22 protein-coding genes are annotated in these 24055 nt (G+C 64.3%); 9 read left to right on the forward strand and 13 right to left on the reverse strand.

Going from position 1 to position 24055, the window contains the following annotated elements; genetic code table 11:
• Positions 1–34: 34 nt before the first annotated feature.
• From SKC41_RS17450 to SKC41_RS17460, 3 genes are all read right to left on the reverse strand, one after another.
• Entirely contained in the window at positions 35–2185 is a 2151-nt protein-coding gene (locus SKC41_RS17450; RefSeq protein WP_330978961.1) for an EAL domain-containing protein, read from the reverse strand.
• A 260-nt stretch (positions 2186–2445) separates the two neighbouring features.
• The gene (locus SKC41_RS17455) at positions 2446–4749 is read right to left on the reverse strand and encodes a putative bifunctional diguanylate cyclase/phosphodiesterase (RefSeq protein ID WP_330978962.1); all 2304 of its coding nucleotides are present in this window, start codon (positions 4747–4749) and stop codon (positions 2446–2448) included.
• A gap of 286 nt (positions 4750–5035) precedes the next feature.
• Entirely contained in the window at positions 5036–5314 is a 279-nt protein-coding gene (locus SKC41_RS17460; protein WP_330979536.1) for a hypothetical protein, read from the reverse strand.
• A 247-nt stretch (positions 5315–5561) separates the two neighbouring features.
• Here SKC41_RS17460 and SKC41_RS17465 point away from each other — a divergent pair, with 247 nt between their 5' ends.
• Complete coding sequence (locus tag SKC41_RS17465) at positions 5562–6374, forward strand: NlpC/P60 family protein (protein WP_330978963.1); 813 nt, start codon at positions 5562–5564, stop codon at positions 6372–6374.
• Positions 6375–6394: 20 nt separating this feature from the next.
• Here the strand turns inward: SKC41_RS17465 and SKC41_RS17470 are convergent, their stop codons facing one another.
• Positions 6395–6751: a DUF732 domain-containing protein gene (locus SKC41_RS17470; protein WP_442931699.1), complete on the reverse strand. Its 357-nt coding sequence runs from the start codon at positions 6749–6751 to the stop codon at positions 6395–6397.
• 236 nt (positions 6752–6987) lie between these two features.
• On the opposite strand from SKC41_RS17470, the gene SKC41_RS17475 reads away from it, so the two are divergent.
• Positions 6988–7554 carry an FKBP-type peptidyl-prolyl cis-trans isomerase gene (locus tag SKC41_RS17475; RefSeq protein WP_442931700.1) on the forward strand — a complete coding sequence of 189 codons (567 nt, stop codon included), beginning with the start codon at positions 6988–6990 and terminating at the stop codon, positions 7552–7554.
• A gap of 87 nt (positions 7555–7641) precedes the next feature.
• On the opposite strand, the gene SKC41_RS17480 is transcribed toward SKC41_RS17475, so the two are convergent.
• Both SKC41_RS17480 and SKC41_RS17485 read right to left on the reverse strand, forming a co-directional pair.
• A complete protein-coding gene (locus SKC41_RS17480) occupies positions 7642–8469 on the reverse strand; it encodes a class I SAM-dependent methyltransferase (RefSeq protein ID WP_330978965.1) in 828 nt (275 codons plus the stop codon).
• An 85-nt stretch (positions 8470–8554) separates the two neighbouring features.
• Positions 8555–8998: a nuclear transport factor 2 family protein gene (locus SKC41_RS17485; RefSeq protein WP_330978966.1), complete on the reverse strand. Its 444-nt coding sequence runs from the start codon at positions 8996–8998 to the stop codon at positions 8555–8557.
• A 189-nt stretch (positions 8999–9187) separates the two neighbouring features.
• Between SKC41_RS17485 and SKC41_RS17490 the strand changes: the two genes are divergently transcribed.
• Positions 9188–10819 (forward strand): L-lactate permease, encoded by a 1632-nt coding sequence (locus SKC41_RS17490; protein ID WP_330978967.1) that lies wholly within the window; start codon positions 9188–9190, stop codon positions 10817–10819.
• A 10-nt stretch (positions 10820–10829) separates the two neighbouring features.
• On the opposite strand, the gene zwf is transcribed toward SKC41_RS17490, so the two are convergent.
• On the reverse strand, positions 10830–12329 hold the full coding sequence (gene zwf / locus SKC41_RS17495) for a glucose-6-phosphate dehydrogenase (RefSeq protein ID WP_330978968.1): 1500 nt from the start codon (positions 12327–12329) through the stop codon (positions 10830–10832).
• Between the two features lie 47 nt (positions 12330–12376).
• Entirely contained in the window at positions 12377–13231 is an 855-nt protein-coding gene (locus tag SKC41_RS17500) for an LLM class F420-dependent oxidoreductase (RefSeq protein WP_330978969.1), read from the reverse strand.
• A 184-nt stretch (positions 13232–13415) separates the two neighbouring features.
• Between SKC41_RS17500 and SKC41_RS17505 the strand changes: the two genes are divergently transcribed.
• The gene (locus SKC41_RS17505; protein WP_330978970.1) at positions 13416–14057 is read left to right on the forward strand and encodes a cutinase family protein; all 642 of its coding nucleotides are present in this window, start codon (positions 13416–13418) and stop codon (positions 14055–14057) included.
• A 91-nt stretch (positions 14058–14148) separates the two neighbouring features.
• Positions 14149–15327: a glycosyltransferase gene (locus SKC41_RS17510; protein WP_330978971.1), complete on the forward strand. Its 1179-nt coding sequence runs from the start codon at positions 14149–14151 to the stop codon at positions 15325–15327.
• Positions 15328–15333: 6 nt separating this feature from the next.
• Here the strand turns inward: SKC41_RS17510 and SKC41_RS17515 are convergent, their stop codons facing one another.
• Positions 15334–16266, reverse strand: a complete 933-nt coding sequence (locus SKC41_RS17515) for a DMT family transporter (RefSeq protein WP_330978972.1) — start codon at positions 16264–16266, stop codon at positions 15334–15336.
• A 114-nt stretch (positions 16267–16380) separates the two neighbouring features.
• Between SKC41_RS17515 and SKC41_RS17520 the strand changes: the two genes are divergently transcribed.
• Both SKC41_RS17520 and SKC41_RS17525 read left to right on the forward strand, forming a co-directional pair.
• Positions 16381–16929, forward strand: a complete 549-nt coding sequence (locus tag SKC41_RS17520; protein ID WP_330978973.1) for a thioredoxin family protein — start codon at positions 16381–16383, stop codon at positions 16927–16929.
• 206 nt (positions 16930–17135) lie between these two features.
• On the forward strand, positions 17136–17876 hold the full coding sequence (locus SKC41_RS17525; RefSeq protein ID WP_330978974.1) for a cutinase family protein: 741 nt from the start codon (positions 17136–17138) through the stop codon (positions 17874–17876).
• Here SKC41_RS17525 and SKC41_RS17530 read toward each other — a convergent pair.
• Both SKC41_RS17530 and SKC41_RS17535 read right to left on the reverse strand, forming a co-directional pair.
• A complete protein-coding gene (locus tag SKC41_RS17530; protein ID WP_330978975.1) occupies positions 17873–18685 on the reverse strand; it encodes an MOSC domain-containing protein in 813 nt (270 codons plus the stop codon). The genes SKC41_RS17525 and SKC41_RS17530 overlap by 4 nt on opposite strands.
• Before the next feature lie 46 nt (positions 18686–18731).
• The gene (locus SKC41_RS17535; RefSeq protein ID WP_330978976.1) at positions 18732–19136 is read right to left on the reverse strand and encodes a PPOX class F420-dependent oxidoreductase; all 405 of its coding nucleotides are present in this window, start codon (positions 19134–19136) and stop codon (positions 18732–18734) included.
• Between the two features lie 85 nt (positions 19137–19221).
• On the opposite strand from SKC41_RS17535, the gene SKC41_RS17540 reads away from it, so the two are divergent.
• Positions 19222–20274: a class I SAM-dependent methyltransferase gene (locus tag SKC41_RS17540; RefSeq protein WP_330978977.1), complete on the forward strand. Its 1053-nt coding sequence runs from the start codon at positions 19222–19224 to the stop codon at positions 20272–20274.
• Between the two features lie 8 nt (positions 20275–20282).
• On the opposite strand, the gene SKC41_RS17545 is transcribed toward SKC41_RS17540, so the two are convergent.
• Both SKC41_RS17545 and SKC41_RS17550 read right to left on the reverse strand, forming a co-directional pair.
• Positions 20283–21794: an FAD-dependent oxidoreductase gene (locus SKC41_RS17545; RefSeq protein WP_330978978.1), complete on the reverse strand. Its 1512-nt coding sequence runs from the start codon at positions 21792–21794 to the stop codon at positions 20283–20285.
• A 59-nt stretch (positions 21795–21853) separates the two neighbouring features.
• Positions 21854–22636 carry a hypothetical protein gene (locus SKC41_RS17550; RefSeq protein WP_330978979.1) on the reverse strand — a complete coding sequence of 261 codons (783 nt, stop codon included), beginning with the start codon at positions 22634–22636 and terminating at the stop codon, positions 21854–21856.
• A 133-nt stretch (positions 22637–22769) separates the two neighbouring features.
• Between SKC41_RS17550 and SKC41_RS17555 the strand changes: the two genes are divergently transcribed.
• On the forward strand, positions 22770–24029 hold the full coding sequence (locus SKC41_RS17555) for a L,D-transpeptidase (RefSeq protein WP_330978980.1): 1260 nt from the start codon (positions 22770–22772) through the stop codon (positions 24027–24029).
• The last annotated feature ends 26 nt before the right edge of the window (positions 24030–24055 follow it).

Raw genomic sequence — 24055 nt, forward strand, 5'->3', positions numbered from 1 at the left:
GCTAAAGATGCTGTCCCACAGCAGGATTACATCATCAAGTGTGCGGATCGGGTTGACCGGCTGCGAGGCGAAAGACAGCGGTTTGGCTACGCCGTTGCTCGTACATGGCCTGATCGGCGTGCTCTAGGACAGCATCTATAGATCGGCCGTCTCCCGGTCGGTGTGCTGCGGAGCCGATCGTGAGAACGATAGGGATCGCCGTACCGTCGGCGAGCGTGATCGGTGTCCGTTGCACCCGGTCTGTTATTCGGTCGGTGAGGAGCGTGAGCGCGCGATCGTCAATGGCGTTGGTGATAACCAGGAATTCGTCGCCGCCCCAGCGGGCGACGAGGTCATCATCTGCGATGGCCGCGAGTAGGCGGTCCGCGACCTCAATCAACAGTTCGTCGCCAGCTCGGTGGCCGCATCGATCGTTGATGGACTTGAATTGCTCGATGTCGCAGAACAGGATGCCGTAGCCCTTGTCGGCCGCGTCGAGTTGCTCGAGCTGGCTCCAGGCAGCGGAGCGGTTGGCAATCTTCGTCAGGGTGTCGGTGGTGGCTTGGCGAGCCAAGTCGGCCTCTCGCATGCGATCCGCGGTGACGTCGAGGATTTGTGAGACGAAGCAACGAGGCTGGTTGCGATGGCCTTGCACCAGCACGGCGGTGAGATCGCACCACACGATGCGTCCATCGGCGGCGACGTAGCGCTTGTCTATGCGGTAACTGCGGCGGCGCCCCGCGAGGCACTCGGCGAGCAGAGCCAGGTCGGCATCCAGGTCCTCGGGATGGGTGATCTCCTGGAAGGTAAGGCCTGCCAGTGCCTTTCGGCTGTAGCCGAGTATTGTCCGCAGCGCCCGGTTGGTGCGCTGGAACGAGCCGTCGAGGCCCACGACGGCCATGCCGATGGGTGAATGCGTCAGTGCCAGCTCGAACCGTCGTTCTCCGAGCAGGTCGAAAACAGCGAAGGACTGATCGACCGGTTCGGCGACGGCCCCGCAGGCCGCAAAGCCGTGCGTGTGGGACTGGGGCCTGCTGAGGTGGTAGCCCTGCGCCCAGGGGATGCCGGCAGCACTTATGGCGTCCAGTTCGCCCTGGCTCTCCACACCCTCGGCGATAACGGTCGCGCCGATCTGCCCCGCGAATTCGGCAATGGATTGAGCCAGTCGACGCCGCGCGTCGTCGGCATCGATGTTGCGAGTGATGGACTGATCGATCTTGATGAATTCTGGTGCTAACTCCAGCACGTGCGAGAACGAGGAGAAGCCGGCACCCACGTCGTCGACCGCCACCCGCATACCGCGTGCCCGGCATGCTTCGAGCACCTCGTCGAGAGCGTCGTAGTTCTCGACCGCATCGTGCTCGGTGATTTCGAGCACGAGACGTGACGGGTCGACCTCGGCGAGCAGCTCGGTCCACGGCGTCAGCAGCGCCGCCGATGGAGAGATGTTCACCGCTACGAACCCATCCTTGGGCAGCTGCGGCAGCAGCGATAGGACGCGTGCGATGACCGCGGTCTCCAACTCGATATCCAAGCCCAACAGGGCCGCCTGACCGAAAACGAGATCGGGGCGAAATGGTTCGCACGGGAAGCGCGCGAGCGCTTCGACGCCGACAACCTTGCCAGTCGAGACATCGTGAACCGCTTGGAAGATGACCTCGAAATCGCGTTCGGCCACCACTCGGCGGATCCCCTCGCGCTGCTCGGCGCGGATTTTCGTCGAGTCCACCGGCAATTCCATCAAGGCGCCGATGAGGTCGGCCATTTTGTTGACAATTCGTAAGTCGACATCGACAAGATGCGGCTTCGCCTCTCGGCTCACCGCACCCACCATTCCGACCGTAGAGCCATTCGGGCCGAGCAGGGGCACGCCGACATAAGCGCCCAGCCCCAATTTGTGCGTCCTGGGCAGAACGGAGGCAGTTTTATCGGCAGACGTGTCCGGGATGACGGCGGGCAGCCGCCCATCCATCACGCGGACGCTATAGGACCCAGACAACGATGATCGGTCGCCGGGCGAGACCCCCAGGGCGTCGGCGTCGCCGTCAATCACCTCGAATACTTGCATGCCTTGGTAAAACGACGCGATCCACGCCGTATCAAGCCCTAGGCGACGCCGCAACAGGCCCAAGAGAGTTCGAACCAACTCCATGGAATCAGCCGGTCCGTCGCTCGCTGGGTGCGCACCCTGGCCCTCGGCGCCCATAGCGACATGGTAATCCGGCCCGCGGTGGAACCGTATTGATTTGCCGGCGTGACTGCAGCCCGAGTTCTATTGTCAGCAGAGCGATTAATCGGCGGTGTAGCTGAGAAAGCTTTCGTTAGATTCCACTCCGATTCCGCTCCCCACGTCCGACTCCGGTTCTATCCCTATCCCGTTGTTTAGCAATGGGTTTAGCGTCTGTTCACCAGCCTCAGAAATTTCCCCGCAGGCATTCGGCATTTCCTGTTGTGCAGCAACAGTATTCAGCGTCTAGTGGAAGATATGGCGAGATCGGCGAGCGCGGATGCGGCCCCGAACAAATAGCCTTGTGCCAATCCGCATCCGGCCATGAACACCGTGTCCGCCTGCTCGGCGGTTTCGATCCCTTCGGCGATCACCTTGAGTCCCAGCGCTTCGCACAAGCCGATGACCGACCGGTAAAGCGTGAGGTTTCGTTCCGGTTCGACGCCCGCCGCGAGGCCACGGTCGAGCTTGACGATTTGCACGGGCAGCTCATGCAGGTAGGTCAGGGAGTTGTACCCGGTGCCGAAATCGTCCAACGCCAGTCGGATGCCTAGTTCGTTCAAACGTCTGATAGCGGCAGCTCCATCGGCGAGATCGACAATGGGGACCGTCTCGGTGATCTCCAAGACGAGTCGATGCGGCGATAGCCCGTGCCGCGCGAGAGTGCGGCTGACGGCACGTTCGAAATCAAGGCTGCCGAGCCGCGCGGCACCGATGTTGACGTGAACGTCCAGTTCGAGGCCCGCGGCTTGGATCTGCGCGCACGCCTGATCGAGCACCAGGGCATCGAGTTGGGCTCCCATGCCGTTGGCTTCAGCCAGCGAGACGAAGGTTTGGGGAGGAATCTGTATCCCGCTCGGCGCCGTCCAGCGGGCAAGTGCCTCCACCGCGACCGGCCTGCCGTCTGGGAGAGCCACCACGGGCTGATACTTGAGCTGAAAGCCTTGCGGGACAGCGCCATTCGCTTGGCGCAGCGCTGTCGTAAAATCCTCGGAAACGGTGAACGCCGGGCGGTACACCACGGCCGTGTCCTTGCCCAGCCGCTTTCCGGTGTACATCGAGATGTCGGCTTGCCTGAGCAGATCGTCGGAGGTTGGCGCACCGTCGTCGTAACCGGGGCTGACCAGTCCCATGCTTGCTCGCACCCGCACCGAAGTCCCATGCACCGAGAACGGACTTCGAAGAGCGACCCGGAGCTGGTCGGCGATCATTTCCGGTGCGTCGACAGCGCTGGGAGTGAGGATGGCGAACTCGTCTCCCCCGATGCGGGCCAGCGTGTCGGGCGGGCCGAGGCAATTTTGTAGGCGCGCGCTGATCGCGCACAGCAACTCGTCGCCGGCCGCGTGCCCGAACCGGTCATTGACTTCTTTGAAGTCGTCGATGTCGACGAAGATCAACACGAACGGGCCATCGCGGATCGCTTCGTCCAGCCTCTCGGCCAACAGCAATCGATTGGGTAGCCCGGTCAGTGCGTCGTGGTGAGCCTGATAGGCCAGCCGGCGTTTGGCGTCAACAAGCTGTGCGGTCAGCATCCGCTGCACCTGCATCGCCACCACGTAGCGGGTCGCGACGAGCAACGCCATCGCCAAATAGGTACTGGCGAACAGTGCGTCGATCCCCCGTCCGACCAGCACTTGAAATGTGAGCAGGGCGGTGCTGCCCATGAAGCCCACATAGGGCAGGGTGAGCCGTGCCCAGTTCGTGGTCTGTTCGTCGTCGTGAGGGCGGGGCCTCGGAGGTAGGACGAGCAAGGACCACGCGACCAACAGCGGGGCCATCACGAATCCGATCCCGACCCACAGATCCAGTGCGGCGACACCGACGCTGCGAAGGTAGGCGAGCAGCCTGTCCGAAGAGGCGAGTGTGATCACCGCGGCCGCGAGCAGCATGTAGTTCGCCCGGCCCGGCCGGTACGGCGGATACCACATCGCGAGGAGAACCGCGCCCACCACCGTGACGAGCTCGACACCGGCGATCCCCCAGACGACCCCGGTGTCCGTTGAGCGAGGCAGCGCGGCGCCGTGCTCGGCGCCCAAGCGGGCTACGTACACCAGGTGGCAAAACGCCAGCGTGCTCACCAGTCCGTCGAGAATGGTCGTGATGACCGCCGGCCACCCGCGTACTTGGGTGGGGACGTCGTAATAGCGGCCGGCCCGCACGAGGAGCAGCATCGCCACGCAGAACAAGAGGCCGGCGACAAAGTAGCCGACGACGGCAGGCTCTGGTGCGGTTCCGCCGGGGCGGGTGCCGCCGGCCAGCAGCGCGAGAGATTCCGCGGCCAGAAAGGTGGCTATCGCTGCCAGAAGGGATAGTCGCCACCATCGTGACAGGCCGGATACCCGGGCCACAACGACGAGCCCGACGAGTAACGCGCCAACACACAGCGCTGCTTCGAGGACAAACTGCACGCGTTGCGCCGTCGCCAGTCCCCACAGGGCAAGCGCGTTGAACGCTGCCGCAGCGACCACGACGGCAGATAGCCCCAACTGCAGGCGACGACCCCGAAACGACAACGCGCCCCCTCCCGCGGCGTTGAAGCTCAATATCCTTGCAGATTATTTTGACGGCTGGACCGTTATCACCTAATTGGGCGTCTCCGGGTGTTCAATCGCAAATTGGCTATCCGGTATTGAATTCCTACGTTCGGAATTGTTTCCCGTTGCCGCGCGGCCTCGGTGTTGGTGGCCTGTTCCGTCGAATCGAGTACCTGGAGGTCACCCAGTCGACTTTGGCGGGTGTCTCGCGCCGACCTGTTCGATGTCGGTGGGAAAGACGTTGCGGGGATGGCGTTGGCGCGCGGATCCTGCCGAACCCCTGATCCGGGCGGAATCAGCCGGGCGGCAGCACCGGCGGGCGGCATACATTAGCGCCCGGATCCCACCACCATCCGTTGTCGCAAGCCAGTGGTTGCGGCCCGACGCCGAGCGGGCGACAGACATTGGCCGTCGGGTCCCACCACTGACCCGAATCACAAGCCAACGGTTGCGGCCCGACACCGAGCGGCCGGCAGACCTTGCCCGTTGGATCCCACCATTGGCCGTCGGCGCAGTCGGCCGAACTCACCGCCGGCGTCGCGATCGTCGTGACCGCCATCGAGGCCAACGTCATCATGACGACGGCAGCAAGATGGCGAACACTTCTCACTACAGGTCTCCCCTCGCGGTCTATCGATCATCGAACCGCGCCCGGGTATAGAGGTCAACCCCGTCGTCCTCGGCGGCCTCAGCAACGTCGTGCAGCGAACCGGCTGGTCATTTTCAATCGGCCAGAACCGGTTGCTCATCCGGTGCCCCTCCTAATATTGCTTCGTCAGCGCCGACCATTCGACTGAGCAGGGAGCACGTTGACCCATCGAATGAAGCTCGCTATCCCGGTTCTGTTCGCCGTCTGCGTAGCCGGTTGGGTGCTGACCGGCGGCCCAGTCGGAGTCTCGCTAGGCGACACCGGTGAGACCTACCCTTTCTCGTGCACCCGAGATTCGTTGACGGCAGATTTCGCTAGCCGTGACGCGCTGCCGCAAAGCCCAGTTCCGCTTTCCGACTGGTATCGCACGAGTGCCGAGGGGCGCTACTTGAACCAGGGCTGGGGACCAGCAGCGGATGCGTTGCCTCCGCCGGCTATCCCGCCGGGCGCGGGTTGTGATGCCAACACCTGGAAACGGGAACGAATCCTGGCTACGGCCATGCGCTACATCAACGCTCCCGACAATGCGCTTGGGCTGCAATACCGTCACCATCACATTCCCGGGTGGGACCCGCCGGCTTCGACCCATGCCGGTGCCGTCGAGGAGAATCCGGACACCGACACCCCGAATGAGCCGATTGCCTGGAGCGCCGGGCGAGGCTTGGACTGCTCCAATTTCACTGCGTGGGTCTACAACTACGGTTTGGGCATCAAGTTCAACGGCGATGTCCATCAGCAATACGACGGCAAGGCGGGCCCGATGGGCACTCGCATCCCCAAAGATGGGAGCTTTGCGCCGGGAGACCTAATTTATCTGCATCCCAATGGAAGTGAGAGCCAAGCATCGCATGTGGTCATCTACATCGATGACCAACACATTGTCGACAGCCGCGTGAGTGCCCAGAATGTGATCGGAGTCCAGATTCGAAATCGCCAGGGCTGGTACCGGTCCGCTGTCCTTGGTGCGTGGCGGCCGATCAGTTGAGCGGCCCCCCGTTCAGCTAGTCAGGTGCACAGCGACGGAGCGTCGCACACATTGCCCGGGCAATAGGTCGAGTGTGCGGCGTTGACCATGGTTCCGACATCCGGCAGCGTCACGCTCCGCTTGTCCAAGTGGGCATGGACCTCATCGGCGATCTGCTGCGGCGTCCAGCCCCAGGTGAGGTCGTAGCAGATGAGGTGCGCCTCGCCGATGAGCGCCTCTTCCGTCTGAGGCGGCCAGGTCAGGCCGACGGCGCGCAATTGATTGAGGTACACCTCGTCTTGGGGAGTAACTGCGTTCGCAGTCGCGGCGCTGCTAACCAGTGCAGCGCCGGCCATCATGGGGATCACGAGTCCAGCGAACCAGCGAGGTGAGGGCATTTGATTCCCTTCCGTTCTTTTCGCGTTAGCACGGGCGCCAGTGCATGCAAAGCAGCGCAAGTATGGACAATAGCGAATGGGTAGCCCGGTGACTCATCAATTGGCGACGTCCCGACGAATGCGGCAACACTATTGGCTCGGCGACGACTTTCTTGATGGCATAGGCGGCCCGAAGCGTGCGGCAGCTCGATCAACGAACCCGGGTCCGCGCCGCCGCACGAGCACGTGGCTGTAGCGTGACGCCGGTGAAGTCTCTCCGGGTGTACTCCTCGATCGTGTCCGCGGCCTGCGTCGCGGCTACCGGTCTGATGCTCGCTGGATCGGGTATGGCAACCGCGGCCGGCTCGTGCCCGACCGCAGCACCGCCGGTAGGTGGAACACCTGATTGGACTCTCTCGGGGACAACCGGCAGCATCGCCGTCATCGGACCCACGGATACGACCGCTCCCCGGGTGACGGTGACCGCGCCGTTCAGCGTGAACCAGACCCAGGTACACACGCTGCATGTCGCAGATGGGCCGGTGGTCTCACCCACGGCCAAGGTCTCCGTCTGCTACATGGGCGTCAACGGACGCGACGGGTCCGTGTTCGACAGCAGCTTCGACCGGGGTGCCCCGGTTGATTTCCCGCTTACCGGGGTCGTGCCCGGCTTTCAGAAGGCCATCGCAGGGCAGAAGGTCGGCTCAACGGTCGCCGTCGCGATGGTCCCCGCGGATGGCTACCCGGAAGGTCAGCCCAGCGCTGGCATTCGGCCGGGCGATTCGCTGATCTTCGCGATCAAAATCCTCACCGCGGCTGGCTAAGCCGAGTAGGCATGACAAGCAGCACATGCCACTGGCTTGCAGTCGAGTATCGTAAAGCATTGCTGCCCAACAGCTTTAGTTGTCTTATCATCGATCCTTGTTGGCGACCGCGTATACGACGTTGGTCTCGGCACTCGTAATCCCAGAGCTCCGAACATAATCGAGGTTGTTTGTGTGCACTCGGTCGCGATCCTGCGGTGAGAGCTGCTCGATGGTGCCACGGTAACCTGAGCCCAGTACCGCCGCCCACCATGCTTCGGGCGATGTGATCGCGTGCGCGCCGGATTCGGCGACAATCTCGGCCTCCGCAACCCCGCCCTCGCGCAAGGCGTCACCCAACGACGCCGGATCGCAGATGCGATCCCACGGATTGAACCCCTTGTAGAGATCCGGCCGAACCTGGCGAATCGATTCCCAGAAGGCCGTATTGGCGGGCTCGAGAAAACGCGGTCCCCAGGTGGTGATCGCGAGCTTGCCTCCCGGGCGCACGTTGCGCCACAACTCCCGCACAGCGGCGCCGATGTCGGGTACGAAGAAAATACCGAAAACACACATGACGGCGTCAAAGCTTTCGGGCGGCAGCTTCAGGTCGAGCATGTCGCCGGAGCGAAACTCAATATTGCGCAGCCCCAACGTGTCGGCCTTGGCGCAGCCCAGCGCGAGTAACCGTTCGGCGAGATCGATGCCGAGCACCGAGCCGCCGGGTCCGACGATCTGTGCCGCCGGTATCGCGGAAGCGCCGCTGCCGCAACACACGTCGAGCACACGCTGGCCGGGTCGCAATGCAAGCCGGTCGACGGTCGCGTGGCCGAAACGGGCCCAGAACGTGTTCGCCGGATCGTCGAACGCATCCGCCGCCGCGTTGTATGTCGCGGCGGCCCCGGTCTGCGCGTCGCCAGAAGTGCCGGAAGTCATCGGTTACGACAGTATCTGTTCTGTTGCAATGCAGCCAGATTCGCAGCGCTCGGCCTCCAGCCGCAAAACGCGATGTGCCGGCCGATTAGGCCAGGGCGTCGAACATGTGGGCCGGTTCGATGCCGATCTGCTTTGCGACGTGGCTGGTGTCCCAGTACTCACGCCAGTGAATGATCGCGCCGTCGCGGACTTCGAAGACCGCGACGACATAGAACGTGACCGGCTCGCCGCCGCCCAATGAATTCACGTCAATTCGTTCGACTACGACAGTGTCACCCGTCGACACGATCGTGCGGATTTCGCTCCCGTCGATCATTCCCGTCGACAGGCTGTTGTGCTTTTCCAGCTCCGCGCGCGCCGCGTCGCGTCCGGCGATCACGGGTGAGAGCGGCACATGCAGCTGCCACATGAAGTCCTCCGCGACCAGGGCGATCGCAGCGTCGACGTCGATGGTCTGCCCGTCGAAGGCGTGGATGAAGTCGAGCACCAGCTGCTCGGTGTCGTTCTTTGCGGCAACCCCTTGTGACATCTCTCTTCCTTTGCTGTTCGCCGGTCTCATCGGTTGCGGCCGGCAGGCTGCCGGCGTGGAAGCTGGTGGAGACTCTACCCGTAAATAAATCGATTGATTTAACCAACCTCTAAATCTTTTGCGGACATTCGTGGTTGTCAGCTCATTGATCGTCGGCATGGCGTGGCCGGTGATTCATATGGTGCCAATATGTATCGTCAGATCCTGGATCCCCTTGCTCACTCGCTGGGTTTGAGCTCCCTCGTGGCGGCCTTACCGCTGGCGATGCTGTTCGTGATGCTGGGCGTTTTGCGCCTGCGGGCGTGGGCGGCTTCACTGCTATCGCTGGGTGTGGCACTCGCGGTCGCAATTGTCTTGTACCGCATGCCAATTGGTCAGGCGCTGCTCGCCGGCGGCGAGGGCGCCGTCTTCGGGTTCTTCCCGATCCTCTGGATCGTGATCAACGCAATCTGGGTGTATCAGATGACGGTGCAGACAGGACATTTCGATGTGCTGCGGCGGAGCTTCGCCAGCATCAGCGACGACCACCGGATCCAGGCGATCATCATCGCGTTTTCGTTCGGTGCGCTGCTCGAAGCCTTGGCCGGATTCGGCGCGCCCGTGGCGGTCACCTCGGTGATGCTGCTGGCGCTGGGCTTCGAACCGCTCAAGGCCGCCGTGCTGGCGCTGGTCGCCAACACCGCGCCGGTCGCCTACGGGGCGATGGCCACACCCATCATCGTTCTCGGCAACGTATCCGGATTGTCGAGCGACACGCTCGGCGCGATGGTCGGGCGTCAAACTCCCGTCCTTGCCGTCTTCGTCCCGCTGGCTCTGGTCGCAATCGTCGACGGCCGGCGCGGAATTCGGGAGACCTGGTCCGTGGCCCTCACCGCGGGCGTCGTTTTCGGCATCGGCCAATTCGCCACCTCGAACTACGTGTCGGTGCCGCTGGCCGACGTGGTGGCCTCGCTGCTGTCCGCCGGCGCCGTAGTGCTACTGCTGCGTGTCAAACGTCCGCAAACGGCACGACGTGCCGCGGTGGTGGCGGGGGGCGCCGCGGACCCGATGGGCCCCTTCGCCGCGAGCCCCGAGCGGCCCGAGCCGCGCGCCGAGGTGGTCCGCGCCTACGCGCCCTACGCGATCATCATTGGCATCTTCGTGTTCTGCCAGTTCCCAATCGTGAAGCAGCATCTCGACTACGCGACCCACACCGTGCATTGGCCGGGACTGCACTTGCTCACCGCGAAGGGCAGGCCATCGACGCTTCCGAATTTCACCTTCAACCTGCTGACCACGCCCGGCACCCAGATGCTCGTCGCCGGCATCATCGCGATGGTGGTGTTGCGCTTGTCGGCGGCGGGCGCGATCAAGGCTTATGGGGTGACGCTGTATCAGCTTCGCTGGGCGATCCTGACCGTAATGGCCGTGCTGGCACTGGCTTTCGTGATGAACGCCTCCGGGCAGACCATCACTTTGGGAACATGGATGGCCGGGGCGGGTGGCGCTTTCGCCCTGCTCTCCCCCATTCTGGGCTGGCTCGGCGTCGCGGTGACCGGGTCCGATACCTCATCGAACTCCCTATTCGGCGCCCTGCAGGTGACCGCGGCGGCCAAGGCGGGGCTCTCCCCCCTGCTGATGGCTGCGGGCAACAGCTCCGGTGGCGTGCTGGGCAAGATGATCTCGCCGCAGAACCTCGCGATCGCGGCCGCGGCGGTCGACGTGCACGGCAAGGAAGGCGACATCTTCCGCCGTGTGGTCCTGTGGAGCGTAGTTTTCCTGGTCTTTATCTGCGTGCTGTCCGGACTGCAAGCCTCGGTGCTGTCGTGGATGGTGCTCTGACACTCGACGGCTAGGTCCTGGCTTCGCGCCAGCCCCGCTCGAACGGCAATCGCCATGCGTTGGGGGCGATCAACTGGTGAATCGCGTTGGGGCCCCAGGTTCCGGGCGGATACACCTTGGCCGGCGGCGGGTCGGTGAGCAGTTCTGCCGAACGCTCCCATAGTGATTCGATGCCCTCGGCGGTGGTGAACAGTGTGTGGTCACCGCGCATGGCGTCGAGAATGAGCCGCTCGTAGGCCTCCAGTGTCTGGTCGGCCGTATCGATCTCGCGGGAGGAGAACTGCATCGACAACTTGTCCAGCTTCATCCCGGGACCGGGCCGCTTGCCGTAGAAGGACAGCGAAACCTTGGAGTTGTCAGCCAGGTCGAACGTCAGGTGATCGGGACCCTGGGTCCCCACTCCCGATCCCGGCGGGAACATGCTGCGCGGGGCCTCTTTGAATGCGATCGAGATGATGCGGATGCCCTCGGCCATCTTCTTGCCGGTGCGTAGGTAGATCGGCACGCCGGCCCAACGCCAATTATCGATACCGACCTTGAGCGCGATGAAGGTCTCGGTGTCGGAATCGTTTGCCACCCCGGGCTCCTCGCGGTACCCGTTGTATTGACCGCGCACCACGTCGGAGGTCTTCACCGGCAGCATCGAGCGGAACACCTTGTTCTTCTCTTCGCTGATGGCATACGGCTCGAGGGCGGTGGGCGGCTCCATGACCACGAACGCCATCACCTGGAACAAGTGTGTGACGACCATGTCCTTGTAGGCGCCGGTGCTTTCGTAGAAATTCGCGCGCTGATCAAGACCCAGGGTTTCGGGAATGTCGATCTGGATGTGGTCGATGAAGTTGCGATTCCAGATCGGTTCGAACAGTCCATTGGCGAAGCGGAAGGCGAGGATGTTTTGCGCCGCCTCCTTGCCGAGGAAGTGGTCGATGCGGAAGATCTGCGATTCATCGAACGTCTCGTGCAGGAAGTCGTTGAGGGCCACCGCGCTTTTCAGGTTGGTGCCGAATGGCTTTTCCATCACCACTCGGGAGCGCTCGACGAGATTCGCGTCGCGCAGCGTGGTGATGACGTCGCGTGCCGCTTTCGGCGGGACGGACAGATAGTGCAGTCGGCGCACTTTCGGGCCCAGGTTGGCTTCGGCTTCGGCGACCGCGTTGGCGAGGGCTTGCGGCCCGGCGCCCTGCGGGACGTAGGTGACGTTTTTCGAGAAGTCGGCCCACTGTTCGGGCGATAGCTTGTGGGTGCCGTACGAGTCGATCGCGTTCTTGGCGATATCCCGGAACTCGTCGTCGCTCAGCTCTTCCAGGGATGTCGCGACGACCTGGATGTCGGGCGCGAGCTCGGACTGATCCAAGTAGGCCAAGCCGGAAAGCAGCTTGCGTTTGGCCAGGTCGCCCGTCGCGCCGAAGAGGATGATGACGTGGGGGTCCAGTGGGGCGTAGTCGTGGCGGCGCGGACGCGAGTCTGGCGCCGGGTAAGAGATCGTCTGCGGTTTCTTCTCGGCCACGCCCGTGATACTTCCACTGTCGCGCCGAGTGCGCATCGCTGGCGTCGTTATTGACTGCGCCAGGCGAGCATCGTCTCCAGCTCGGAGAAGTCGTAACCGCTGCCGTCGGGATGGATTTCGGTGGTGAACAGCGTGACGCCCTCGTCGAGGAAGGCATCGGCCGTCTTGGCATCGGTCCACGCCATCGCGCGTTCGATGCCGGCCTCGTCGCGCCCGGCCTCGGTGGCAAGCCGCTTGAGGAGATCGTTCTTGCGACGGAATTCGTCGATGGGTTCGAAGCTATGCCAGATATGGGCATGGCGCGCGGCGGCGGGAATGGTGCGCCGCTCACCGCCTCCGCCGATCAGGATGGGGATCTGACGCAACGGGCCGGGAGTCAAATGCTTGAGCCGATATTCGATGCGCTGCAAGCCTTCGTCGAACTGGTCCATCCTCGATCTCACGGTGCCGTATTCGTATCCGTAGGCGATGAAGTCGTGCGGGTACCAGCCCGCACCGAGGCCCAGGATCAAGCGCCCTCCGCTGATGTGATCGACCGTGCGTGCCATATCCGCAACCAGGTCGGGGTTGCGATACGGCATCCCACTGACGAGCAATCCGATCTCGGCTCGACGGGTGATCTCGGCCCACGACGCGAGGGCCGTCCACGCTTCGAAGTTGTTGACCTCCGGCTGTTCGTCCTGGAGCTGCGGGGCACCGTCGACGATGTCGACGAAGGGCTTGTGAAAGTGGTCGTAGCCGAAGATGGCGTCAGCGCCGAGCTCTTCGGCGCGCAACACGGCCTGGCGCCACGTCGGGTAGTCCGGTGTTCCGCCCGCCCAGAGCTGGACGCCTATCCGCACCGGCCTGGACCGGTCCGCGGATGTCGCAGCGGCCGTAATCCCGCTCGTCGAGTCGGTCACGCTTCCTAGCCTTTCAAAACCCCAGGACGGTTACCTACGCTCAAACTGAGCGAACATGCAGTTCCTTCCCGTCCTTCCCGCCGGCAAGTACCTCATTTTGTATAAGGCCCGCCCCAGCCCGTCCGCACCCGGGTAAAGCCAGCCGCCGGTACGGCCGTCTCGGTCGGTATGTCAGCATTTGAGAATGAGTGCACAAAGGCTTGTTCGAATTGTCGGCGTCGCGGCAGCGATGATGTGGGCCCTGGTTGGCACGCCGATTTCACCCGTCGCGTCGGCCGATCCCTGCTCTGACGTCGAGGTGGTGTTCGCTCGAGGTACCCACCAGGAGCCCGGCCTCGGGAACATCGGCCAAGCCTTCACCGACTCCCTGACTTCGCAGCTCGGCGGGAAGTCCGTTGGGGTTTACCCGGTCAACTACCCGGCCAACGACGACTACCACGCCAGTGCTCCGGCGGGCGCCGACGACGCGAGCGGTCACATCCAGGGCACCGTCGCCAACTGCCCCAACACCAAGCTCGTTCTCGGCGGATACTCGCAGGGCTCGACGGTGATCGATCTGGCCACTCAGTCGATGCCGCCCACGGTGGCTGACCATGTCGCCGCGGTTGCCCTCTTCGGCGAACCGACCAGTCAATTCTCGAGCATGCTGTGGGGCGGGCAGCCGCTTCCGACGATCAACCCGATCTACACCGCCAAGACCATCAGCTTGTGCGCCCCTGACGACCCGATCTGCTCCGGTGGAGGGAACATCATGGCGCATGTTTCGTATATTCAGGCCGGGATGACCAACCAGGCCGCGACGTTCGCGGCCAACAGGATCCGCTGACGGCGCCGTCGCGCAGCGCCGCGCGGCGGATCGCAGCCAACAGAGCAGATTTGGTGCACGGACGAGCAGCACCGCAAGTGAGGTTTCGCCGATGAAATGCGTGCTGGCCGGCTATGGAAGTCGCGGCGATGTCGAGCCTCTGGCCGCCGTCGGCCGGGAACTGATGCGACGCGGTCACGACGTGCAGATGGCCGTCGCGCCCAACATGGTGGCCTTCGTCGAATCCGCGGGGCTGCCCGCGGTCGCGTATGGCCGGGACACGCGCGAACAGATGGACTTCGCCGCGGCGTTCTTCGGCAAGATCTCGAACCCGGTCACGATGTGGGCCGACATCGCCCAGCATGTCAACGAGATCAAGGCCGAAAAGAGTACGGCGCTGACGGCATTGGCCGACGGAGCCGACCTGCTGGTCGCCGCCTTCAACGAGCAGGGTCTGGCCGCGAACGTCGCGGAGTATCACGACATTCCGCTCGGCGCGCTGCACTATTTCCCGGCGCGGATTTTGGCGTCCGGCGAATTCGGTCCGCACATCACCAAGGAGACCGACGACGCTCAGCGGCGCGCGCTCGGATTGTCTGAGGTCGCCGGGGACTCGGCCCGGCCGACGGTGGAGCTCCAGGCATATGACGAGATCTGCTTGCCGGGAACGGCAGCCGAGTGGCTGGACTCGGATGCTTCGCCGCTGTTCGTCGGCGCGCTGACGCTGGGGCTGCCGGCCGACGCCGACGACGAGGTGTTGTCGTGGATCGCCGACGGCACGCCACCGATCTACTTCGGTTTCGGCAGCACGCCGCTTGCCTCGCCCATGGAGACCGTCGCGGTGATCAGCGAGGCCTGCGCGCGGGTCGGTGAGCGGGCGCTGGTGTGCACCGGCCCGAACGACGTTGCCGGTCTCCCGGACGTCGAGCACGTGAAGGTCGTGGCCGAGGTGAACCACGCCGCCGTCTTTCCCGTGTGCCGCGCCGTTGTCCACCATGGCGGTGCCGGGGCCACGGCCGCGGGTCTGCGGGCCGGAGTTCCCACCTTGATTCTGTGGTTCTGGCTTGATCAGCCGGTCTGGGCGGAAGGGGTCACAGAGCTGAAAGTTGGCTCCGGACGGGGCTTTATGGAAAGCACCCTGGACTCGGTGATCGCCGACCTGCAGGGCATCCTCTCCCCAGAACGCGCGGCTCGGGCCCACGAAGTTGCCACGCTGATGAGTAAAGCTGACGAAAGCCTTGGGCGCGCTGTCGATCTGCTGGAGCAGGCCGCTGTCAAGCAACCGCGATAGCACGGCCTACGTGATGATCACATCGTCTTCGTTAGTACACCGTGTGCCAACATCTTTGGCGGCTGGATGGCTCACACCGGGCGCCTGGTCGCGCGCCAACGCGACGGTGGATACCACCATCGCGAGGACGGCGACGAGCAGGCCAATCGCTGCCGAGCCGCGCACCGCAAGGTGTTCGCCGAGCACGATCACTCCGAGCATCACCGCGACGACAGGCTCCCCCACCAGCATCAGCGGCACCGAGGCCTGTAACGCGCCGGCGTGAAAGGCCGAGCTCTGCACCATGGTGACCGCCACCGCCAGCACCACCAGCAAGTACGGAGCCGGCACGCTCAGGAGTCCGTGCCATCCGCCGACGGCGTAGCGGTGCGTGCAGATCTTCGTCAATACGGCCACCATGCCCAGCAGAACCGCCACCGTGACCGCCAGCAGCATGGCGCGGGTGCGGCCGTGGGTGCGCCGGGCCGCGACGAGACACACGATGACCAGGGGCGCGGTGAGCAGCACCGCCATCGTCCACGACGGGATCGGCGAACGGTGATGGCCCTCGCGGGGTTGACCGACGAGTACGAACGCCGCCAGCGCCACGGTCAACACGATCGCCCAAGCCCATTCGGCTCCGGTGATGCGCTGATGGCACAGCCTCGCGCTGAGCGGCAGGGCAAACAGCAACGACGACACCAGCAGCGGTTGCACCAGCAGTAGGGATCCGTTTGCCAGGGCCAGGGCCTGGAACACATAGCCGGCGACCGCGGCGAGAATCCCAGCCCACCACAACGGCTGGCGGACCACGCTGGTCACCGTCGGTCGGGACAGGTCCCCATCATTTTTTGGGACGCTTTGGGCGACGCGTTGTCGAACGACGATGCCGACTGCTGCCCAAAACGCGGCAAGTAACCCCGAGAAGATCGCGACGGCGTGCGATATCACCCACCCCATGTTTCGGGCTGGTACCCCGGATTGCAACGCCGCTAACTCTGGCCACACGGGGTGCAGCCTTCCGCACCCGCGATCGGCCGTGGTGGCCGGGCCCCGCGGACTACTCTGGCGGGCATGGCTATCGAGTCAACAATGCTCGCCCTCGGCACCCCCGCGCCGCCGTTCACGTTGCCCGACCCGGCAACAGGCGACCTGGTCAGCCTCGACGACCTCACCGGCCCGGCGCTGGTCGTCGCCTTCATCTGCAACCACTGCCCGTACGTCAAGCACGTCGCGCCGGGGCTGGCGGCCCTGGGCAAAGACCTCGCCGAGCAAGGCGTCGCAATGGTGGGAATTTCCAGCAACGACGTCGTCACGTACCCGCAGGATGGCCCCGACCAGATGGTTACCGAGGCCCGTCACCACGGCTGGACGTTTCCGTACCTGTACGACGAGACGCAAGACGTTGCCCGCGCCTTCTCCGCGGCGTGCACGCCGGACACGTTCGTGTTCGACGGCGAGCGCCGACTCGTCTACCGTGGCCAGCTCGACGACTCCCGCCCCAAAAACGACCTGCCGGTAACGGGCGCCGACGTCCGGGCAGCCGTCGACGCGGTGCTGGCCGGACGGCCGGTCAACGCGGATCAGCGGCCGTCGATCGGGTGCGGCATCAAATGGCGTTGAGCCGACTGCACGCCGACGACGCGCGATAGATTCTCCCCTGTTCTGTTCGCTCCCTGTTACTTCCGTTGTCTGGGCGTGAAATCGACTGCGGCCGTGCGCTGTTCACACGGCAAGCACGTCACTGCAGTTTCGCTGGGCGGGTTTGCTACGAACGCGTGTGGAATATCACTCGTTTGGTGATCGGCAGAGATGGGCATTATTCGGACATGATTGCCGGTTACGTCATTCGTTTCGTGGGGCCCGCGGCCGCGATAACTGTGAGTCTTGGTGCCTCTGTCCTCTTTTCACCTGTCCCCTGGTCGTCGGCCGAGCCATGCCCCGACGTTCAGGTGGTGTTCGCCCGCGGTACCGGCGAGCCGGAGGGGGTCGGTCCGACCGGGCAGGCCTTCATCGACAACCTGCGCGGACGCGAGGGTGGAAAGTCGGTCGACGTCTATGCGGTCAATTACCCCGCCAGCAATGAGTGGGACACCGGGCTGGACGGCATTCGGGACGCGGGCGCGCACGTCGTGTCGATGGCGGCCAGCTGCCCCAAGACCAAGATGGTGCTCAGCGGCTTTTCCCAGGGCGCGGCGGTCATGGGTTTCGTGACGTCAGACTCGGTGCCCGCCGGTGTTGACCCGGCAACCGTGCCAAAGCCACTGGCGCCCGAAATCGCCGACCATGTCGCCGCGGTGGTGCTTTTCGGTACGCCCAACGTGCGGGCCATGAACTTCCTCGGTGAGCCACCGGTGGTCATCGGACCGACCTACCAGGCCAAGACGATCAAGGTGTGCGCGAACGAGGACCCGGTGTGTTCGGACGGCATGAACTTCGCCGCCCACAACACTTACGCCGACGACGGCACGATGATCGACAAGGGCGCGTCCTTTGCCGCCAGCCGAATCGACACCGGCCCGGCCGGGCCGGCCACAGTGGTGCGGGCGCCCAGTAGCTTCGACAACTAGGGGTCGAGGGTGACCTGGTCACCCACCCGGATGACACCAGCAGTTGTGGCTTTGAAGTAGATCCCCGCGCATGCTGCCACCCCGCAACTGCCTGCTTGCAAACGATTTTCGGCGGCGGGCGTCCGCAGCGCCTGTGGAGCTTTCGGCAGTGGCCCGTGCTCGAGTGTCGGCACCACACAGCGTGGGGTGAGTTCCAGGCCGCGCAGCCGCACCGTGCCAACGCCTAATTCCCGTTCAACCCAATCATTTTCGACATATGGCGGGCAGTCGGCTGGCGTCGCGATCACGAGATTCGGCCGGTAACGCAAGGCTTCGACCCCGATGTGGTCCAAAGTGGCGGTGGTGATCGCGTGCAGCGGAGCATCGTCGGTAAATGAATCTCCCGGCGTCCCCAGTCCAATTTCCAGGATGCGGCCGGCGACTTCGGCGTCCAACCCGAGCTCGAGCAGCTTCTCCGGGTCCGGACGCTCTACCGTCGCGCCGTCGGGGCGCTTACTGACCAGTCGGACCGAGCGACCCAACAACCGCGAGAGCACCTCGTTGACGTCCGGATCGTCGGCGGCGACCGTTGTACCGTCGGGCAGCCCGATGCTGACGTGGCCGGAATCCCCGATGGCAGTGCACTTCAACAGATCACGCCATAGCCGCGCCTGCTTGGCGCTGGCCACATGCCCCGTCGCGCTGTCCACGAGTGCGAGCCGCCGGTCTCCCTCGGCGCCGCGTTCGTCGACGAACAAGGTCTCGACGTCCTCCCCGAGCATTGATTTCACTGGATAGCGGTGCAAACTCTCGACCTGCATGCTGACCATCTTCCACCAGCTCGGCACAGCCTTCGACGCGGCTCATCGCTGCGGTTCACCCGCTGGGTGTCAGTGTGATCTGCAGGACGAACCGTGGCTTTCGGCCGCGGGCCGCGATCGCTTCGATGAAGGTCACCACGCGAAATTCCAAGCCGTACTTGCGTTTGACGAGCGATTCGATGCGCGTGACCTCCCCCGGGTCGGTGATCACCTCGGCGGTCCCCGCGAAGACGGGCTCTCCGGGCGCGACCTTCCCGGTTCGGCCGCACGCCGCAAGCGTGACCCGGGGATCGTGGCGAACCCGCTTGACCTTCCACGAGTCCGCCGGCGTCCACACCGAGAGCCGCGCGCCATCGGCGACGATCCACATCGGCGACGCGACCGCATCACCGTTGCGCTTGAACGTCGTCAAGGACACGAATTTCTCGGCACCCAACTGGGCATTCGCATCGTCGCTCATGGTTTCCCCTCTCGGCCGCGATTAGCTCGCCGGCTATCCCGCGCCCCATTGTGCGGCCAGAACCTGAGTCGTGTACAAGAGTCTGATGGAGGATCGCGACCGCAGATCTTTCGAGCCGGCGATGCTGCGCGAAGCGATGGCCCGGCGGTTGCACCGACGAACTATGTCCGAAGGTCGGCTCCATGTACCGGCCGTTCCGGGCATGCTCGACGAGTACGTCAGAATGTGTACGACCGTCTTTGCGGGCTTGGGCATACGGTACACAGACGAAGAAACCGTTCAGCTCAGAGCGGTGCTGGAAGGCGAACTGGCGAAAGCCTTTAAGGCTTCGTCGCGGTCGAACATCGTCATAGAGTTCAATTCACCATTCGGCACGACGCTGAATTACCGCGTCAAACCTCAGTGGGCCACGATCGGGGCCGATTACGACAGCTGGGTCGACACCCGCGAGGGTTCGCTGTTCGGCACCGAACCCGATGCACGTGTCTGGTCGCTCGCCAATGAAGCCGACGATCCGAGCACCTATCGGATACTCGACGTTGGCGCCGGCACGGGGCGAAACGCCCTCGCCCTGGCCAAGCGTGGGCACCCGGTCGACGCCGTCGAGCTGGCCGGGAAGTTCGCCGACATCATTCGTGCGGAAGCCACGCGAAATTCACTTGATATCAACGTCATCCAAAGCGATGTCTTTGTGGCGATGGAGGGCGTTAGCGGCGACTTTCAGCTGGTCGTCTTCTCCGAAGTGGTACCGGACTTCCGGACCCCGCAGGAGCTGGGCGGCATGTTCGAACTGGCCGCGCAGTGTCTGGCCGTCGGTGGACGTTTGGTGTTCAACGCATTCCTGCCGCGCGAGGGCTACACGCCCGACGACGCCGCGCGACAACTCGGGCAGCAATGCCACACCATGATCTTCACCCGCGACGAGGTCGAAAAAGCCGCCGCCGGACTGTCGCTTGAACTCGTTTCCGACGAGTCGGCGTACGAGTACGAGAAAGCCCATTTACCGGAAGGCGCGTGGCCGCCCACGGCATGGTTCGACGGATGGGCCAGTGGCCAAGACATTTTCGATGTCGAGCGTGAGGATTCGCCCATCGAGTTGCGCTGGCTTGTATACCGGAAGGTGGGTGAGTCAGTGTGACAAATGCGTCAGTGGGACGCAGTCAAGTCTCGGGTGGCCGGCCCTTCCAGTAGCGTACCGTCCGGCGCGAATCGCGAACCGTGTAGTGGGCATTCCCAGGCCTTGTCGGCGTCGTTCCAATTCACTATCCCGCCAAGGTGCGGGCAGACCGGCGAAACGCGGTGTTCGGTACCGTCGACGCGACTCCTGGCTTCCAACTGCCATGGGAGTCCGCTTACGACGCCGCCCTCGTCGGGCCCGGGGCGGCGCCGGCCGATGCGGGTGGCCGGGGTGATCCAGCCTTTCGCCATGTCGAATCCGACCTCGAGGTTGGCCTGCATCGCGGTCAGCAGTCCTGTCAGCTCGTGCGGGCTCCAGCTGGCGAACGCGCGTGACCAGTCCATCCGGCCACCCAGGATGCGGCCCGTCAGCGCCAGCGCCGCGGCGGCGCCGTTGGTCATGCCCCACTTGTTGAAACCCGTTGCAATATAGATGGTTTCGCTATTCGGCAGGATCGGACCCACGTATGGCAGATGGTCGATCGGCGTGTAGTCCTGTGCCGACCAAAAATGAGTCTGCTCCGCGCCCGGAAAGTGGTTGCGTGTCCACGATGAGAGTTCGTCCAGGGCCTTGGCCGGACTCTTCTCACGGCCTACGGTGTGTCCGGCACCGCCCACGATCAACAGCTCCCCGTCCGAGACCGGAGCGTAGCGCACCGAACGCGTCGGTGAGTCGGTGGAAATCATCATCGGGCGGGGGATGTCGCCCGGCGCCTTGAACGCTAGGCAGTACGAGCGGCTGGGCTTCACTCGCGCGAAATATCCGCCGCGATCGAGGATCGGGATCCCGGTGGCAAGGATCAGTTTGCCGGCCTCGAGTTCGATGTCGCGCTGCGCGGCGTCGTTCACCTGCACCTGCACCTTGCTGCCGCGACTGGACACCCGCCGAACCCTGGTGCGCTCTACCAGTCGTCCGCCGCGGTCGAGCAGCTCGGCGGCCAACGAGTCCAGGAACTCCATCGGATCGAATTGCGCTTGGTCGGGCAGCCGCACCCCGCCGTGGTACGGAAACGGCACATCGGCGTCGTCGGCCCACTCGACGGGCAGCCCAACCGCCTGGCACGCCTTCAGTTCCAAACGCGCCGACGGCACCCCCTTGGCGGACTGGGCGTAGGTGTAGGCGTCCTCGTGTTGCACGGCGATGCCGCGCGATCGGCAGTGTTCGACTATCCAGCCCTGGCCCTCCCGGTTGCCGTCCACGTAGGCGCGGGCCAGCTCCTTGCCGTGCCGCGGCAACGCCTTCGACAAATGGGTGCCCTGCAGCAGGCTGATCTTGGCGGTGGTGTTGCCGGTGGCGCAGGCGCCTACGCTGCGCGCCTCCACCACCATCACCTCCTTGCCGGCGCGGGCCAGCAAGACAGCCGTCATCAGGCCGGTGATGCCGGCGCCCACCACGATGATCTCGGCGGAGTGGGACCCATCGTCGAGTTGGCTCGCAGTCCACGGCGGTTGGGTTCGATCGGCGAGCCACAGAGAAGTCATGGCTGGCCTGATACCCGGCGTTGCCACCCGGAAACGCGGCCGCTGCTCAGAATCCGTGGCTAGCGTTGCTGCAGGAGCGCTTTGGCTTCGCGGAGCAGTTCGGCGGCATCGTGGCTGGCTTGTTGTGCCTTGCCGTAGTTCTTTTCGGCGCGGTCGAGCTCGCGTTCCGCCTTGCGGAGGTCGACAAGCGCCTCGTCACGACGCTCGCGGGCCGTCTCCCTTGCGGATTTCGATTGCGCCAGCTTGTCGTCGGCGTCGGCCTTGTCTTGCTCGGCGGCGGCAACCGCCGCGGTGAGCTTCTCCAACCGGCGATCAATGTCCTTCTCGCGGCCCTTCTCGCGCCCCTTCTCGCGGGGTTTGACGGGCGCCGGTTCGGCGGCATCACCGTATGCGCCGAAGCCCGACCATTGTTCGGGGCGGTCCAGCCGCCCGAGTCGCCCCCTGACCTCGGGATCGGCGATCGCGGCCTGCAGCGTGCTCGTGACGTCCTCACGCACCGCGGCGGACGCGCTGATGCCGGCCATGTCGAATGCCACCCGAACCAGATCTTGAATCAGTCGATGTTGTTCGCCGGACAGCTCGCGGATGCGGTGGCCGTCCATCGCCGCGTGCGCGGCGCGCAGCCGGTCGCCCAGGTCGGCAAGGCGCCGTGTGACGTCCTTGTCGCTGATCGCAAGCTGATTGACCACCCAGGCCGCGGTGGTCGGTTTGCGGCTGGCCGAGATCCGTTGGGCGGCGGCCTCGTCGCCTCGGCGCCGAGCGGCCGCGGACAATTCCGTGCGCTGGGCCGTGAAGGTACTGGGCTGCCCCGAATACAGCGTGTCGAGTTCGTCGTCGGCCATGACCCCATCTTCTCCCGCAACGGGCGAGGACGTTTCAGGACGCGCCTGCGGGGCTACTTGTTACGCGACGTTGTCTGCGCGCGGGTTCAACCTCGAGCCGGCTGATGAGAAACCCCCAAGGATGCGCATCTCGATGAACCCCAGGAACGTTGCTGAATTCTTCCGGCGGCTTCGACCGGCGCACCGGGTCTTGCTGTGCGTATTCGTCGTGGTCGGGCTTTGCGCCACGATTCAGATCGCCGCATCTCCGCGCTGCCCGAATTGCTCTGCGAAAGTTATTGAGGGTCCGGCGATTTCGTTTACTCCCCGTGTCAACGCACGAGATGTCGACCCCATTTCGCCGGTGCAGGTGAAATCCGAGAACGGGACGCTCACCGAGGTCCGCATGGTCAATGACGCCGGCAAGTCCATTGAGGGAGTGATGACGCCGGACAACACTGTGTGGAAGCCCACGACCCCCCTGGGCTACGGACGCACCTACACGCTGAACGTCAGCAGTCGAGGCGCAGACGGCGTTGTGGCAAACCAAGTTTCGTCGTTCGCCACGCTGCAGCCGTCAAATCAGACGAAGGTGTCGTTCACCGCCACTTCGGAGACCGCGCTGCGAGACGGCGGCATCTACGGGGTCGGCACCGTGATCGTGGCCCATTTCGACGAAAAAATCTCCGACCGCGCCGCCGCCGAGCGGCGATTGACGGTGACGACGAACCCGGCGGTGCAGGGCTCATGGTTCTGGGTCGATGCGCAGAACGCCCACTGGCGACCGGAGCACTACTACGCGCCCGGCACCACCGTCACCGCCGAAGCGAAGATCTACGGGATTGCCTTGGGCGACGGCCTATTCGGGCAGGAAGACAACCGAGTGTCGTTCCGGATCGGTGACGCACACGTCTCGATCGCCGACGATGCCACCAAGATGGTGAGCGTCTTCAGCAACGGTGCTCTGATTCGCACCATGCCCACCTCGATGGGGATGGGCGGCACGGAGACGGTCGGTGCGCAGAGCATTTCGCTGTGGACCCCCTCGGGTGTCTACACCGTGCTCGACAAAGGCAACCCCGTGGTGATGGACTCCTCGACATTCGGGCTGCCCAAGAACTCTCGCCTCGGCTACCGGGAGACCATCAACTACGCCACCCGAATCAGCATTGACGGCATCTATCTGCACCAGCTGGACGCAACGGTATGGGCGCAGGGACACACCGATACCTCACACGGATGCTTGAACCTCAACGGCGACAACGCGAAGTGGTTCTACGATTTCTCCGTGCCCGGTGATGTGGTCGAGATCCGCAACAGCGGCGGGCCACCATTGCGGCTGGCCCAAAACGGTGACTGGACGCTCAGCTGGGACCAGTGGCGCGCCGGCAGCGCCGTGAAGCCAGGTTCCTGACCCCAAATCTTTACGGGGTGTTGCCT

Source organism: Mycobacterium sp. 050128, from assembly GCF_036409155.1.
Classification (GTDB): Bacteria; Actinomycetota; Actinomycetes; order Mycobacteriales; family Mycobacteriaceae; genus Mycobacterium.

Excerpts from the sequence above, each read along its gene's own strand:
- SKC41_RS17450 (WP_330978961.1), bottom strand. The coding sequence starts at position 2,185 with ATGGGCGCCGAGGGCCAGGGTGCGCACCCAGCGAGCGACGGACCGGCT.
- SKC41_RS17460 (WP_330979536.1), bottom strand. The coding sequence starts at position 5,314 with ATGACGTTGGCCTCGATGGCGGTCACGACGATCGCGACGCCGGCGGTG.
- SKC41_RS17465 (WP_330978963.1), top strand. The coding sequence starts at position 5,562 with ATGAAGCTCGCTATCCCGGTTCTGTTCGCCGTCTGCGTAGCCGGTTGG.
- SKC41_RS17470 (WP_442931699.1), bottom strand. The coding sequence starts at position 6,751 with ATGCCCTCACCTCGCTGGTTCGCTGGACTCGTGATCCCCATGATGGCC.
- SKC41_RS17480 (WP_330978965.1), bottom strand. The coding sequence starts at position 8,469 with ATGACTTCCGGCACTTCTGGCGACGCGCAGACCGGGGCCGCCGCGACA.
- SKC41_RS17485 (WP_330978966.1), bottom strand. The coding sequence starts at position 8,998 with ATGTCACAAGGGGTTGCCGCAAAGAACGACACCGAGCAGCTGGTGCTC.
- SKC41_RS17490 (WP_330978967.1), top strand. The coding sequence starts at position 9,188 with ATGTATCGTCAGATCCTGGATCCCCTTGCTCACTCGCTGGGTTTGAGC.
- SKC41_RS17505 (WP_330978970.1), top strand. The coding sequence starts at position 13,416 with ATGAGTGCACAAAGGCTTGTTCGAATTGTCGGCGTCGCGGCAGCGATG.
- SKC41_RS17510 (WP_330978971.1), top strand. The coding sequence starts at position 14,149 with ATGAAATGCGTGCTGGCCGGCTATGGAAGTCGCGGCGATGTCGAGCCT.
- SKC41_RS17515 (WP_330978972.1), bottom strand. The coding sequence starts at position 16,266 with ATGGGGTGGGTGATATCGCACGCCGTCGCGATCTTCTCGGGGTTACTT.
- SKC41_RS17520 (WP_330978973.1), top strand. The coding sequence starts at position 16,381 with ATGGCTATCGAGTCAACAATGCTCGCCCTCGGCACCCCCGCGCCGCCG.
- SKC41_RS17525 (WP_330978974.1), top strand. The coding sequence starts at position 17,136 with ATGATTGCCGGTTACGTCATTCGTTTCGTGGGGCCCGCGGCCGCGATA.
- SKC41_RS17530 (WP_330978975.1), bottom strand. The coding sequence starts at position 18,685 with ATGGTCAGCATGCAGGTCGAGAGTTTGCACCGCTATCCAGTGAAATCA.
- SKC41_RS17535 (WP_330978976.1), bottom strand. The coding sequence starts at position 19,136 with ATGAGCGACGATGCGAATGCCCAGTTGGGTGCCGAGAAATTCGTGTCC.
- SKC41_RS17540 (WP_330978977.1), top strand. The coding sequence starts at position 19,222 with ATGGAGGATCGCGACCGCAGATCTTTCGAGCCGGCGATGCTGCGCGAA.
- SKC41_RS17545 (WP_330978978.1), bottom strand. The coding sequence starts at position 21,794 with ATGACTTCTCTGTGGCTCGCCGATCGAACCCAACCGCCGTGGACTGCG.
- SKC41_RS17550 (WP_330978979.1), bottom strand. The coding sequence starts at position 22,636 with ATGGCCGACGACGAACTCGACACGCTGTATTCGGGGCAGCCCAGTACC.
- SKC41_RS17555 (WP_330978980.1), top strand. The coding sequence starts at position 22,770 with ATGAACCCCAGGAACGTTGCTGAATTCTTCCGGCGGCTTCGACCGGCG.